The 13,039-nt window shown below is 38.6% G+C and carries 13 protein-coding genes, 1 tRNA gene and 1 pseudogene; 9 read left to right on the plus strand and 6 right to left on the minus strand.

Translation table 11 applies throughout. From position 1 onward, the window contains the following. Positions 1 to 176 precede the first annotated feature (176 nt). The 7 genes and pseudogenes from radC (at position 177) to CICURV3402_RS00710 (ending at position 3,834) form a co-directional block, all read left to right on the plus strand. Positions 177 to 830, plus strand: a pseudogene (radC, locus tag CICURV3402_RS00680) (RadC family protein). 151 nt (positions 831 to 981) lie between these two features. Then, entirely contained in the window at positions 982 to 1,218 is a 237-nt protein-coding gene (rpmB, locus tag CICURV3402_RS00685; protein ID WP_158366516.1) for a 50S ribosomal protein L28, read from the plus strand. A gap of 11 nt (positions 1,219 to 1,229) precedes the next feature. Next, a complete protein-coding gene (gene rpmG, locus CICURV3402_RS00690) occupies positions 1,230 to 1,397 on the plus strand; it encodes a 50S ribosomal protein L33 (RefSeq protein ID WP_158366518.1) in 168 nt (55 codons plus the stop codon). Between the two features lie 249 nt (positions 1,398 to 1,646). Further along, on the plus strand, positions 1,647 to 2,498 hold the full coding sequence (gene lgt / locus CICURV3402_RS00695) for a prolipoprotein diacylglyceryl transferase (protein WP_158379454.1): 852 nt from the start codon (positions 1,647 to 1,649) through the stop codon (positions 2,496 to 2,498). A 29-nt stretch (positions 2,499 to 2,527) separates the two neighbouring features. Next, entirely contained in the window at positions 2,528 to 3,322 is a 795-nt protein-coding gene (thyA, locus tag CICURV3402_RS00700) for a thymidylate synthase (RefSeq protein ID WP_158379455.1), read from the plus strand. Positions 3,323 to 3,324: 2 nt separating this feature from the next. Next, on the plus strand, positions 3,325 to 3,669 hold the full coding sequence (locus tag CICURV3402_RS00705; protein WP_158379456.1) for a TusE/DsrC/DsvC family sulfur relay protein: 345 nt from the start codon (positions 3,325 to 3,327) through the stop codon (positions 3,667 to 3,669). 90 nt (positions 3,670 to 3,759) lie between these two features. Further along, positions 3,760 to 3,834, plus strand: a tRNA-Arg gene (locus CICURV3402_RS00710). On the opposite strand, the gene sbcB is transcribed toward CICURV3402_RS00710, so the two are convergent. The 4 genes from sbcB to CICURV3402_RS00730 form a co-directional block, all read right to left on the minus strand. After that, positions 3,794 to 5,266 (minus strand): exodeoxyribonuclease I, encoded by a 1,473-nt coding sequence (gene sbcB / locus CICURV3402_RS00715; RefSeq protein WP_158379787.1) that lies wholly within the window; start codon positions 5,264 to 5,266, stop codon positions 3,794 to 3,796. The genes CICURV3402_RS00710 and sbcB overlap by 41 nt on opposite strands. Positions 5,267 to 5,349: 83 nt before the next feature. Continuing rightward, entirely contained in the window at positions 5,350 to 6,480 is a 1,131-nt protein-coding gene (gene hemW / locus CICURV3402_RS00720) for a radical SAM family heme chaperone HemW (RefSeq protein ID WP_158379457.1), read from the minus strand. Next, a complete protein-coding gene (gene rdgB, locus CICURV3402_RS00725; RefSeq protein ID WP_158379458.1) occupies positions 6,473 to 7,036 on the minus strand; it encodes an RdgB/HAM1 family non-canonical purine NTP pyrophosphatase in 564 nt (187 codons plus the stop codon). The genes hemW and rdgB overlap by 8 nt, the downstream gene beginning before the upstream one ends. A 24-nt stretch (positions 7,037 to 7,060) precedes the next feature. Continuing rightward, the gene (locus tag CICURV3402_RS00730; RefSeq protein ID WP_158379459.1) at positions 7,061 to 7,615 is read right to left on the minus strand and encodes a YggT family protein; all 555 of its coding nucleotides are present in this window, start codon (positions 7,613 to 7,615) and stop codon (positions 7,061 to 7,063) included. A gap of 254 nt (positions 7,616 to 7,869) precedes the next feature. On the opposite strand from CICURV3402_RS00730, the gene guaB reads away from it, so the two are divergent. Next, entirely contained in the window at positions 7,870 to 9,312 is a 1,443-nt protein-coding gene (guaB, locus tag CICURV3402_RS00735; RefSeq protein ID WP_158379460.1) for an IMP dehydrogenase, read from the plus strand. 134 nt (positions 9,313 to 9,446) lie between these two features. Then, a complete protein-coding gene (gene guaA / locus CICURV3402_RS00740) occupies positions 9,447 to 11,024 on the plus strand; it encodes a glutamine-hydrolyzing GMP synthase (protein ID WP_158379461.1) in 1,578 nt (525 codons plus the stop codon). A gap of 808 nt (positions 11,025 to 11,832) precedes the next feature. Here the strand turns inward: guaA and CICURV3402_RS00745 are convergent. Further along, entirely contained in the window at positions 11,833 to 12,291 is a 459-nt protein-coding gene (locus CICURV3402_RS00745; protein WP_187306911.1) for a phosphatidylglycerophosphatase A family protein, read from the minus strand. A gap of 463 nt (positions 12,292 to 12,754) precedes the next feature. Then, on the minus strand, positions 12,755 to 12,967 hold the full coding sequence (locus tag CICURV3402_RS06285) for a hypothetical protein (protein ID WP_235667568.1): 213 nt from the start codon (positions 12,965 to 12,967) through the stop codon (positions 12,755 to 12,757). Between the last annotated feature and the right edge of the window lie 72 nt (positions 12,968 to 13,039).

Here is a 13,039-nt window from a genome sequence, read left to right on the forward strand (position 1 = left end):
ACAGAAAATATTTACATTCATTTATGATGAAAGATCTTTACTCTTAAAAAAATGAAAAAATCAAGATTTCTGCTACATCTTTTAGATGCAAGATCTGAAAACATGGTTATTAAAATGTATGTCATGATAAGAGGAAATAAAATTGAGATGTGATTAAAAAATAGGCAAGAACAAGGATGATAATATGGCCATGTCAATTGCCACCCAGAGAAAAATTATTGAAATTCGGTGCAAGTGTACTAACAGAATCAGAATTGCTTTCTATTTTCTGAGGATAGGAACACCAGATCTGTATGTCAGTGAAATGGCAGAAAAACTAATTTTAGAATTTTGTTTGCTCTACCATCTCATGTCGGCTAACTATGAAACTCTCTCTGCACAGAAAGGAATAGGTAAATCTAAATTTTCACAAATTCAAGTCATATTAGAGTTAATAAATCTTTATTTTTATTCTAATTTATTATATGACAATATGATGCTCAATTCACAAATCCCCAAAATTTTTGCGCAAGCTGCTTTCTTATCGGGATAGAGAAATTTTTTATTTTTTTTAAACAACAACCACAGAGTGGTTTGTTATGAGGAACTTTTCAGTGCACGATTGATACTGTTGAAGGCAGCCAAGAGAAGTATTACGAAAGGCATTAACGGTGAATGCTGCCACCATCATTTTATCCAACAATCATCCATCAGGAGCAACAGAACTTAGTCAGGCTGATCGTTTGATCACCACTTAAATCAGAGTGTCCTCTGTATTATTAGATATTCGGGTTTTAGACCATGTCCTGATTGCTCATAGAAAATGTGTTTCTTTTTCAGAACGAGGGTAAATATAAAAATATTTTTACTATTTCGCATGATTACTTTTGGGTATTGAGACTATCATCTGCAGCGCGTATAATACCAATTATTGATCATTTTAACAAAAGCACAAGTCAGTTTATTAAGAAACTGAAGCTGGTTTATTTTTTGGAGATAAATATGTCCCGAGTTTGTCAGGTGACGAAAAAACGCCCAGTAACCGGTAATAAGCGTTCACATGCTATGAATGCAATCAAACGCCGTTTTTTACCAAACTTGCATCGTCACCGTTTTTGGATTGAAAGTGAAAAACGTTTTATCACCTTACGTTTATCTGCTAAAGGTATTCGTATTATTGATAAAAAAGGTATCGAGGCTGTTTTAGAAGAAATCAAAGCCCGTGGCGAAAAGTATTAAGGAGCTAAGATATGGCTAAAAGTGTTCGTGAAAAAATAAAATTGCTTTCCTCTGCTGGTACTGGTCATTTTTATACCACCAGCAAAAATAAACGTACTCAAACCACAAAATTAGAGTTTAAAAAATATGATCCCGTTGTTCGTCATCATGTGATCTATAAAGAAGCAAAAATTAAGTAACTGTTTGAATTGAAGCGTACGCCCACTGAGTCAAATTAGGCTTCCATTTGAATATAATACAATCCCCGCATTGTAAAAAAAATACCAAAGATACTATCCTGTTGTTTCTGCAGCAGGATTTTTTTATTCAGGTGTCTAACAATCAAAAACTCATATTCTATTAATATTCTATGCAGCTTACTGTAAAACCCTAGAAAAGACAGAGCTTATTGTCACTTGTCTCTCATTTTGCCAAATATAGGCTCACACATGAATTATACTTATTTCACCTTTCCTAAGTTCGATCCCATTATTTTTTCTATATACTCAATTGCTCTGCATTGGTATGGGTTGATGTATGTACTTGGTTTTATTTTTGCACTTTGGTTGGCAACAAAACGTGCTAATAAACCTCATAGTCATTGGAATAGAATCGAAGTTGAAAATTTATTATATGCATGTTTTATGGGTGTTTTTATTGGTGGCCGCTTAGGTTATGTCTTGTTTTACAATTTTTCCGCTTTTTGGGATAACCCTCTGTATTTATTTAAAGTCTGGGAAGGTGGGATGTCATTTCATGGGGGATTAATAGGCGTCATCTGTGTGATGCTTTGCTTCGCCCGTCGCACTCATCGGAATTTTTTTCAAGTTGCTGATTTTGTTGCACCCTTAATCCCATTTGGTCTATCGGCAGGTCGTTTAGGTAATTTTATTAATGGAGAGTTATGGGGGCGTGTCGCAATAAATACATCTTGGGCCGTATTATTCCCTGGTTCACGTGGTGAGGACATCTCTCTTGCTGCCGGTGATCCTACATTACAGAATTTATTGAATCAGTATGGTGTGTTGCCTCGTCATCCTTCCCAAATTTATGAAATGTTCCTTGAAGGCCTCGTGCTATTTATGATTCTCAACCTTTTTATTCGCCGATCCCGTCCCATTGGGAGTGTTTCTGCATTATTCCTGATAGGCTATGGTATTTTTCGGGTGATCGTTGAATTTTTCAGGCAACCAGATCAACAACTTGGTTTATTCGATGGTGTTATTACCATGGGGCAAATTCTTTCTATTCCTATGATTTTATTTGGCTTTATAATTCTAATTTGGGCATATCGCCGTTAGTATATTTAAAATAATTTTTATGAGGCAGTATGAAACAATATCTCCATTTGATGAAAAAGGTTTTAAACGAAGGTAGTGAAAAAGAAGATCGAACGGGAACAGGAACCGTATCGATATTTGGTCATCAAATGAGGTTTAATTTACAAGAAGGATTTCCTCTGGTCACCACTAAAAAGTGTCATCTGCGATCTATTATTCATGAACTATTATGGTTTCTCAAAGGTGACACCAACATCGCGTATTTACGTGAAAATCAAGTTTCTATTTGGGACGAATGGGCTGATAAAACAGGCGATCTGGGACCCATATATGGCAAGCAATGGAGAGCCTGGGGCACGCCAGATGGCGACCAAGTGGATCAGTTATCTCAAACTCTGGAACTATTAAAAAATAACCCTAATTCAAGACGTATGATTGTGTCTGCTTGGAATGTAGGCGAATTAGATAAAATGGCCTTGGCACCCTGCCATGCTTTTTTTCAATTTTATGTGCTAAAAAAAACTTTATCCTGTCAATTGTATCAGCGTTCATGTGATATTTTTTTAGGTTTGCCTTTCAATATTGCAAGCTATTCGTTATTAATGCATATGATTGCACAGCAATGTGATTTTTTTTTAGGTGATTTTGTTTGGACAGGCGGCGATATCCATTTATATTCTAACCACCTTAGTCAGGCGCATCTTCAACTGACGAGAGAACCAAAATCATTACCTCATTTATTAATCAAAAGAAAACCAGACTCCCTCTTTGAGTATCATTTTGATGATTTTTTATTAGAAAAATACGACCCTTATCCGGCCATTAAAGCGCCTGTGGCAATTTAAAAATGCGAAATAATCATGTATTCATTTTTGAAAATCATTATATTGAGACAGATGCACAAGGTTATCTCAAAAATAGTGATCATTGGTCTGAGGCTTTAGCTCTATTTTTAGCAGAGCAAGAAGGTATTGTATTAACGCCAGAACACTGGGAAATGTTGTATGTTATTCGTCATTTTTATAAAAAATTTAATACATCACCTGCAATTCGTCTTTTAGTCAAAGTGCTGCATGCAAAATATGGTCCAGACAAAGGAAATAGCCGTTATCTTTACCAATTATTTCCAAAAGGCCCTGCGACACAAGCCAGTAAAATCGGGGGGTTACCTAAGCCTGTAAAATGTATTTGATGAATATATAGATATCATTGATGTTTTTACTAAAACTGATAAAATCACCGGCCGCATCTGAGATAGATATAAAAATATCACTTCTAATTAGTCCCGGTAGTTAAACGGATATAACAAGCCCCTCCTAAGGGCTAGTTACTGGTTCGATCCCAGTCTGGGACACCACGTGTTTATCGTATCTTTCTTTCTCATTTACGTACTCAATCAATAAATGAATTAAGGTTTGTTTTTCTGGATTATCTTCATATTCTAAAAGCATCTCTTTTAATTTGAGAAGATACTCTGAGATGACTCCAGGGCTGAGCACCGTGCTGAGATGCGCTTTCCAGCGTCGTTGATCTTGTTCACTCAAAGTTTCAGGATAATTTCTGGCACGAAATCGAAAAAATAGGGTTTCCAACCGAGGATCTTGAAATACTATTTTTAAGGTCGGCAAATTCTCTGGTAACGTTTTTTGAATGGTGCTTATCGCGGCCCGATCAAAATCATTAAAAAAACCGTCGTATAATCGTGCGTCTACATTATTCACTTTTGGAAAAGGTTTGTAACCGTCAAAAATAGCTACTATCTTTTCTCTTATGTCTGGATACCGCCGCAGTAGTTCTAGATTGTTTAAACAATGTTGCTGATCAATACCTAATCTCTGTGCATTTTTCCTTGACAGGGTTTTGGCTGGCGCCAATATGGGGCATTTATTGATATGGACCAATTTTAAAGGGACTGGAGCACATTCACTGCTTAATTGATCTCTAGGTGTATACAATCGTTCCCGAAGCACATCCGCCTTTAATGATAATAAAGGCGTGATATCCCCCGCTAAATCACAGACAATCAAAGCATTTTGATTTTCTGGATGCCAAGAAATAGGCAATATCCAACTCGTATAGCCTTTTTCTGGACTAAACATTCCTGAAACATGCACCAAAGGGGCAATATCCCCAATATGAATCAATGTGCTGATTTTATACTTGCTACGATGTACATAAAAATAATGAAATAAACGCGGTTGAGCTGATTTTAATAATTTTGCTAATGCCATGGTCGCATAAACATCAGAAAGTGCATCATGAGCTTGAGTATGTTTTATCGAGTTTGCCTTCGTTAAATGCTCCAATTTAAAGGAAGGAAAGCCTTGTTTATTTTTAGGCCAAATGATGCCCTCTGGACGCAAAGCATAACAAGCTCTCGTCAGATCAAGCAAATCCCAACGCGAATTACCGTTTTTCCAACTGTACGCATAGGGATCATAAAAATTACGATAAAAAATATGTCTGCTAAATTCTTCATCAAAACGAATGTTGTTATAACCAAGAATACAAGTATTTGGTTGACTCAAAACCCGATGAATCTGATGCGCAAACAGTGATTCATTGACTCCTTCTGATAAAGCTTTTTTCGGTGTAATCCCTGTTATTATGACGGCTTGAGGATCAGGGAGATAATCTTGAGCCGGTGAGCAATACAGTACTAAAGGATCTTCGACCGGATGAAACTCTAAATCAGTACGAATACCGGCAAATTGAGCAGGACGATCTAATCCAGGGTGTTGACCGAAAGTTTCATAATCATAAATATAGAAAGTCAGGTTTTGAGACATTTTTAACGCCTTACAAAATGGATGTAAACAATATGATTCTGAGTTAATCATTCTCCTAACAGAGTGCAGCCACTAAAAAGAAATTATAAAAAAAGTTCAATCAAAGAACTAAAAAACCACTTCCCTTTCTCAGTCACCTGCCAATATTTAGTATCCTCTTTTAAATAGCCTAAATTTAATGCTTGATCTAAGGCTAAACGAATATGGCTTTCTTTCACCCCTGTTAAATTTAAAAAATCCGCTCTGGGGGTAGGTTCTAATAGACGAAAACGATTCATAAAAAATTCAAAAGAACGATCTGCCAAGTCGACATCATATTGTTGATATTGATATTGACCCTGCATAAAACCACGAGGGTGCTTTGTCTTCACCGTTCGTATCATCCGCCCATCATCAAAAGTTAATTTACCATGAGCCCCGCACCCAATCCCCAGATAATCGCCAAATCGCCAATAATTTAAATTATGCTGGCATTGATGTTCTTTTTTTGCATACGCCGATATTTCATATTGTTCATATCCCGCTTTTTGAAGATATTGATGACCTTTTTGCACAATATCCCAACTACTGTCTTCATCTGGTAAAGGCGGCTGACGCGAGCTGAATACCGTGTGAGGCTCAATCGTGAGTTGATACCAGGACAGATGAGGCGGAGATAATATAATCGCTTGCTCTAAGTCTTTCAGTGCGTCTTCTAATGTTTGATCGGGCAGGCTATGCATCAAATCTAAATTAAAACTGTTCAAAGAAAGCATTTGTGCCAAATGAGCGGCTTTTTTACCTTGCTCAGCATCGTGTATTCTGCCCAGTGCTAAGAGTTTTTTATTATCAAAACTCTGTATGCCTATGGAAATACGGTTGATACCCGCTTGCTGATAGTCAACAAAACGTTTCGCTTCAATGGCACCAGGATTGGCTTCCATTGTGATTTCAGTGGCTTTTCTAATATCAATACGCGCCTTAACACCATCAAGCAGTTGTTGCATTGACTTCGCGCTGAGCAGACTGGGGGTTCCACCTCCAATAAAAATAGTCTCAATAGCTCTACCGCTTGTCAGAGGAATATCTGCTTCTAGATCGGCCAATAAATGCGCCACATATTCTTCATGAGGCAACTCGCCTTTCAAGGCATGCGAATTAAAATCGCAATAGGGACATTTTTTGATACACCAAGGGATATGAATGTAGAGGCTTAACGGAGCGAGTTTAGACATTTCTCATCACATCTAAGAATTCTCTTAATGCCTCTCCGAGATGAAATATCACTGATTTTTCTTCAATACTCAATTCAGCTGCTGTTCGTTTTAATGCTGGAAGATAAAAAATAGGATCATAACTAAATCCTTCGGCTTTTTTGGGCTCTTGATAAGAAAAAGTGATTATGCTTAACCATTTGCCATGAAATATTGCTGGTATGGCGTCAGCAGAGTGTTTTAAACAGACCAACACACAATAAAACTGTGCGCTACATTCCGCATCGGGGACCTCTTTCATTTCGTGCAATAATTTTTTTATATTCTCGCTATCACTGGCGTTTAATGCGGCATAACGTGCAGAATAAATGCCGGGCGCGCCATTTAAGGTATCGACCGTTAATCCTGAATCGTCTGCAATGGCAGATAATCCTGTTATCTGTGCGGCATAACGCGTTTTTAAAAGCGCATGTTCGATAACAGTCAATCCTGTTGATTCTATAGAGGCAAGGTCATATTCTATTTTAGGAATAATCTTTAAGCCAGATCTATTGAACAAATCTTTAAACTCAAGCACCTTTTATATCCTGAATAAAAGTATTTATAATATCAGCCAAAGATCGCCTAGCAGATCCATTCCCAAATAATTCATCAAATACAAAATCAAAATCAACAGCATCCCTGAAAAATCAATGCTCCCCATGGCAGGAAGGAAACGCCTAATCGGTGACATCAAAGGCTCAGTCAATTCATCAAGCAAATCATCCATAGGGCTGCTGCCCTGACTTATCCAACTTGTGATGGCTCTGATAATAATGATCCAAAAAACAAGATATCCGATGACTTTCAACAAAGAAACTACACCAAATAGCAAATTATACTGATTTAACACGATGACTCCCCCTTGAATAAAGAGCAAAAGGGGATATTTGAGTGCCATTAAGAAAAAAGAGATGAAGAATGCGGCAGCTTCAATTTTTTTTGCAGAAGGAAGAATACTTTGTATCGGATTGACAATTGGGTGTGTCATTTTAACTATAAATTGTGAAAATGGATTATAAAAATCACATTTTACCCAGCGCATCCAAATACGTAATAACAGTATCATGACATAAATATCAATGAGGGTTGTAGCAAAAAAAGTCAGTGTTAGCATGAGTTACTTTATCCTTAATTATTTTCAAACACTTTTTATGATTATTTTACAAGAATAAGTGTATTATTTACATTCTCTATTTAAAGAGGTTGACTGAAAAATCATACTCTTAGGTAATATATTGAGCAACAGCAAACCGCCTAGCACGGTCTTTTGATCAAATAGCTCATCATAAAGTACTAGAGAGAAATACCCAGACTCTGTATAATTCCACGCACAATTTTTAGTTATTTTTTTATCTCGGTACACGTCTCATGCAACGTCTTAAAAAAGAAGCCCTAACATATGATGATGTCCTTCTTGTTCCGGCACACTCCACTGTTTTGCCTCATACTACAAATTTAAGCACAAGGTTGACTTCCACTATTGCTCTCAGTATCCCTTTATTATCCTCTGCGATGGATACAGTGACTGAACACGCCTTAGCCATTGCATTAGCCCAAGAAGGAGGAATGGCATTCATTCATAAAAACATGTCGATCGAAAAACAGGCCAACGAAGTACAGAAGGTCAAAAAGTATGAAAGCGGCGTAGTGAATGAGCCTCATACCATTAGACCAACGACCACTTTGCGTGAAGTAAAAGAACTGACTCTTCGTAATGGTTTTGCAGGTTATCCAGTGGTCAGTGACTATTATGAATTACTCGGTATTGTAACCGGACGTGATGTACGTTTTGTGATTGATCTCGATCAGCCCGTTACTGCAGTGATGACGCCTAAAGAACGTCTAGTGACCGTCAAGGAAGGCGAAGTTCGTGAAATTGTTCTTCAAAAAATGCATGAAAAACGGGTAGAAAAAGTCTTGGTCGTGGACGACACCTTTCATCTCCGTGGCATGATCACGGTTAAAGACTTTCAAAAAGCCCAAAGTAAACCTAATGCTTGCAAAGATTCACTGGGTCGTCTTCGGGTTGGTGCCGCTGTTGGAGCGGCGCCTGATAACAAAAACCGGATTGATGCTTTGGTGAAGGCAGGTATTGATGTGTTACTGATCGATTCTTCTCATGGTCATGCTGAAGGCGTGTTACAGCGCATTCGTGACACACGCAAAAAATATCCTGAACTTCAGATTGTTGGGGGGAATGTGGCGACAGCAGAGGGCGCGCTTGCTCTAGTTGCCGCAGGTGTCAATGCAGTTAAAGTCGGGATTGGTCCAGGATCCATTTGCACCACTCGTATTGTAACAGGAGTGGGAGTGCCACAGATTACCGCTATTTTAGATGCGGTGACAGCCCTTGAAGGCACTAGCATTCCTGTCATTGCAGATGGGGGGATTCGGTTTTCCGGCGATATCGCTAAAGCGATTGCCGCAGGGGCTTCTTGTGTCATGGTGGGCTCAATGTTTGCGGGTACTGAAGAATCACCGGGAGAGATTGAACTCTATCAAGGCCGTTCCTTTAAATCTTACCGTGGGATGGGATCACTCGGAGCCATGTCTAAAGGCTCATCTGATCGCTATTTTCAATTAGATAATGCCGCTGATAAATTAGTACCTGAAGGTGTCGAAGGACGGGTTCCCTATAAAGGTTTATTGAAAGACGTTGTGTATCGTGAAATGGGGGGGTTACGCTCCTGTATGGGATTAACTGGTTGTGAAAGCATTGATGAACTTCGCACTAAACCTGAATTTGTGCGTATTACCAGTGCAGGCATGCGAGAAAGTCATGTTCATGATGTGACCATTACAAAAGAATAATAGGCCTATTTAAAACTAACTTGACTGTATCTTTTTTCTTACACCTCTTAGTGCTTCAATTGCCTCTATTTGAGACGACTTTTAACAGGTTTTATTCATGCCAACTCTCACTTGTTTTTTGGAACACATCGCCCATGATAAAAAATATTGATCGTCATCGTATTTTAATTTTAGATTTTGGCTCGCAATATACTCAACTACTGGCTCGGCGCATCCGTGAAATGGGTGTTTATTCTGAATTATGGCCTTGGGATGTAGCAGCTGAGAGCGTTCAAGCATTTCATCCTCAAGGCATTATCCTCTCTGGAGGACCAGAAAGCGCTACTGAAAATAATACTCCTCGAGCGCCAAACATCATCTTTACTTTAGGGGTGCCTATTTTAGGGATCTGTTATGGTATGCAAACTATGGCGATTCAATTAGGCGGAGCTATTTCGAATACACATCAAGGCGAATTTGGTTATGCTCAGCTAGCTCTGAAAAACAAGAATGCCTTAATAGATAATCTTGAAGATTTTGTGAACGCCAACAATGAACCCTGTTTAAAAGTCTGGATGAGCCATGCAGATAAAGTCACAAAGCTTCCAGAACATTTCACCTGTATCGCCAGCACAGAAACTTGCCCGATTGCGATAATGGCACATCTCAAAAAACATTTTTATGGTGTTCAGTTTCACCCAGAAGTGACCCATACCATTCAAGGACAATCTCTATTAAAACGTTTTGTGCTACAAATTTGCCAATGCGAACCACTATGGACGCCTCGGAATATTATCGATCAAACGCTTTCAGAATTAAAAGATCAAATCGGTGACGATCAAGTGATTCTTGGTTTATCTGGCGGGGTGGATTCTGCTGTCACGGCAATACTTTTGCATCGTGCGATTGGAAAAAATTTAACCTGTGTTTTTGTAGATAATGATTTATTACGTTTAAATGAATCACAGCAGGTATTAAATATCTTTCAAGATCAATTTGGCCTTAATATCATTCATGTGTCGGCGGCTAATCGTTTTATGAATGCATTAAAGGGTATCCAAGATCCTGAAAAAAAACGTAAAGTCATTGGCCGTGTTTTTATAGATATTTTTGATGAACAAGCCGCAAAACAAGATGGGGTAAAATGGTTGGCTCAGGGCACGATTTATACCGATTTGGTTGAATCTGCGGCCTCTGGTACTGCGAAATCACACTTGATTAAATCTCATCATAACGTAGCGGGTTTACCCAAAGAAATGAAACTCGGTTTAATCGAACCACTAAAAGACCTATTTAAAGACGAAGTACGTCAATTGGGGTTAGAACTGGGGCTGCCCCATGCAATGTTACACCGACATCCTTTTCCTGGGCCTGGTTTGGGTGTTCGTGTTTTAGGCGAAGTGAAACAGGAATACTGTGATTTATTACGTCAGGCGGATGCGATTTTTATTCAAGAGCTTCAAAAAGCGGAGCTATATCAAAAAGTCAGCCAAGCTTTTGCAGTTTTTTTACCGATACGCTCTGTTGGCGTCATGGGGGATGGTCGTAAATATGAATGGGTGATTGCGTTACGAGCGATAGAAACTGTAGATTTTATGACAGCACATTGGGCTGAACTTCCTTATGATTTGTTAGGGCGTGTCTCAAACCGAATTATTAATGAGGTTAAAGGCATTTCTCGGGTGGTATATGACATCAGTGGTAAACCCCCTGCCACCATCGAGTGGGAGTAAAAATTCTCACGAATACCCGCCTTAACTCAACAATGGTTTCGTAATGATCAGTTTTGAAGCATCAACTATTCAAAAAGAATGATCAAGATATAAGGTTTCAGTCAATTCTCGTGTTATAAAGCCAGTAAAGTGGAACCAAAAAATATCACTAATCTATAGATTTTTCAGTCTAAAATACGATTGCAATAGTTACGCTCGTGTAACTTTTTCTGCTTTTCACCTATGCCTGCAGTCTGTGTAGATTCAAATATGGTTATTGCAAATGAAGCAGAAAAAGAATCTAGTTTGTTTGATATTGAATATTACTTACTAGATTCAGTATCTTTGATACAAGTCACCTTTCCCGTTATTCGAAAATAGTATGTGGTGCAAGTGAGTCGAATTATCATTAATAAAACTGGCATGGTGCATATTATTCATCAGTGAAAATCCCCAAAGAAGCCAAACTTTCCAAGGATTTTTCCATAACCATACCGGTCTGAATGAGGTCTCTCTGTATTGTATAATCTCAGTCATGGGTGAATGTCGTTCTGAATCTCTTCCATGAAGAACACATCTGATGCCAAACGTCACCACCTTCATGTTTTATCGTCTTATGAAATCACTAACCTCAACACATTCATTACCAAAGTTTGATCTGATAAGACAAAGCTTCCCCCCTGTTTTCAGGATCATGAGGGTATTTGACGAGACAAAATAGGGTGGATAATTTTTATGTCCTGGGAAAAATTACAGATATCTAAATGGATCGTACAGAACCTATGGCAAATTTGGCTTTATCAAGGTTTATGATGCCTCGGCCTCACTTTTACAAAATTCGATGGAATAAAAAAAGCATCATAGCGGCAAAAAATCCAGCAATGACGTCATCAAGCATAATGCCAACGCCGCCTCTTATATGACGATCAATCACACAAATAGGAAACGGTTTCCAAATATCAAAAAGCCGGAAGAGAAGAAAACCCACCGTGATCCATAACGGAGTCTGCGCCTCTTTCGGTAAGAGGCTGAGTGTGATCCATAAACCCACGAATTCATCCCAAACGATACAACTAGGGTCATCAACGCCTATCTCTTGAGCGGTTCGGCCACACAGATAAATCCCAAAACCACAGCTGAGGATGAGACATATGATATAAAAAGGGTTGGGTAGAGCTATCAAGACAAACCAAAATGGGATAGCCGCCAGCGATCCCATGGTTCCTGGCGACAAAGAAGAAAGGCCGCTTCCAAAGCCGGTTGCGAGTAAATGGATAGGATTGCTCATCCGCAAAATTTTTTCTTTCAACACGGTTATTCTCTATGGTAGGTATCAAAATGATCGTAATCTGTGATATTGGAGACCTTCATTGAAACCGGCGATCCATCACGAAAAATGTAATTTTTTATCAAAGTCCGATACAACTGCACCCACCTTTTTATAAAACACTTTAGGCCCTCTGCATCGCTAAAATAAGTTTTCTACAATATGTGAGTATTGAGGTAAGAGAGTAAAACAAAACTTATAATCCTCGCTCACACTCAAACCCCAAGACAGGATCTGTTCATGATTTGAATATGTTTTTAAAGCAGGCGAATAAGGTAATTGAGATAATTCAATATAAGCCTCGTATTGACTGATATTTAAAATATGTTATAAATTAGAGACAAATGCATTTGAGATGTCAATTGCTGAATGGGATAAGTCGTTCGTTCAACGACTTTCCTCGCAATATCCTCGCTTGTGGGCGTCAATAGCGCCTAATCAAAAACGCTTGTCTAATAGTGACGGCATTTTTAAGATGACTAAACCGGCGGCCATGGCACCTAAAGTGCCTATGACATAAATTCCATCGCCTTTTTTCTCCGCTGCGGGTTAATCCTCCCTTTTCAATCAATAGGCCTTGAATGATTAAAATAAGGCTTAAAAACCCACAGGTAGTGTCTCCGCTAATTAACTGCATGCGATACGCTTCAAGTTATTCAAACAGCATACCCCTAAATGTTTGTAACCAGGGTTCGTCGATACACGGCAA

This window comes from Candidatus Williamhamiltonella defendens, from assembly GCF_900699045.1.
GTDB lineage: Bacteria > Pseudomonadota > Gammaproteobacteria > Enterobacterales > Enterobacteriaceae > Hamiltonella > Hamiltonella defensa_A.

Coding starts and splice junctions, on each gene's coding strand:
- rpmB (WP_158366516.1), top strand. CDS start 982: ATGTCCCGAGTTTGTCAGGTGACGAAAAAACGCCCAGTAACCGGTAAT.
- rpmG (WP_158366518.1), top strand. CDS start 1,230: ATGGCTAAAAGTGTTCGTGAAAAAATAAAATTGCTTTCCTCTGCTGGT.
- lgt (WP_158379454.1), top strand. CDS start 1,647: ATGAATTATACTTATTTCACCTTTCCTAAGTTCGATCCCATTATTTTT.
- thyA (WP_158379455.1), top strand. CDS start 2,528: ATGAAACAATATCTCCATTTGATGAAAAAGGTTTTAAACGAAGGTAGT.
- CICURV3402_RS00705 (WP_158379456.1), top strand. CDS start 3,325: ATGCGAAATAATCATGTATTCATTTTTGAAAATCATTATATTGAGACA.
- sbcB (WP_158379787.1), bottom strand. CDS start 5,266: ATGTCTCAAAACCTGACTTTCTATATTTATGATTATGAAACTTTCGGT.
- hemW (WP_158379457.1), bottom strand. CDS start 6,480: ATGTCTAAACTCGCTCCGTTAAGCCTCTACATTCATATCCCTTGGTGT.
- CICURV3402_RS00730 (WP_158379459.1), bottom strand. CDS start 7,615: ATGCTAACACTGACTTTTTTTGCTACAACCCTCATTGATATTTATGTC.
- guaB (WP_158379460.1), top strand. CDS start 7,870: ATGCAACGTCTTAAAAAAGAAGCCCTAACATATGATGATGTCCTTCTT.
- guaA (WP_158379461.1), top strand. CDS start 9,447: ATGATAAAAAATATTGATCGTCATCGTATTTTAATTTTAGATTTTGGC.
- CICURV3402_RS00745 (WP_187306911.1), bottom strand. CDS start 12,291: ATGAGCAATCCTATCCATTTACTCGCAACCGGCTTTGGAAGCGGCCTT.
- CICURV3402_RS06285 (WP_235667568.1), bottom strand. CDS start 12,967: ATGCAGTTAATTAGCGGAGACACTACCTGTGGGTTTTTAAGCCTTATT.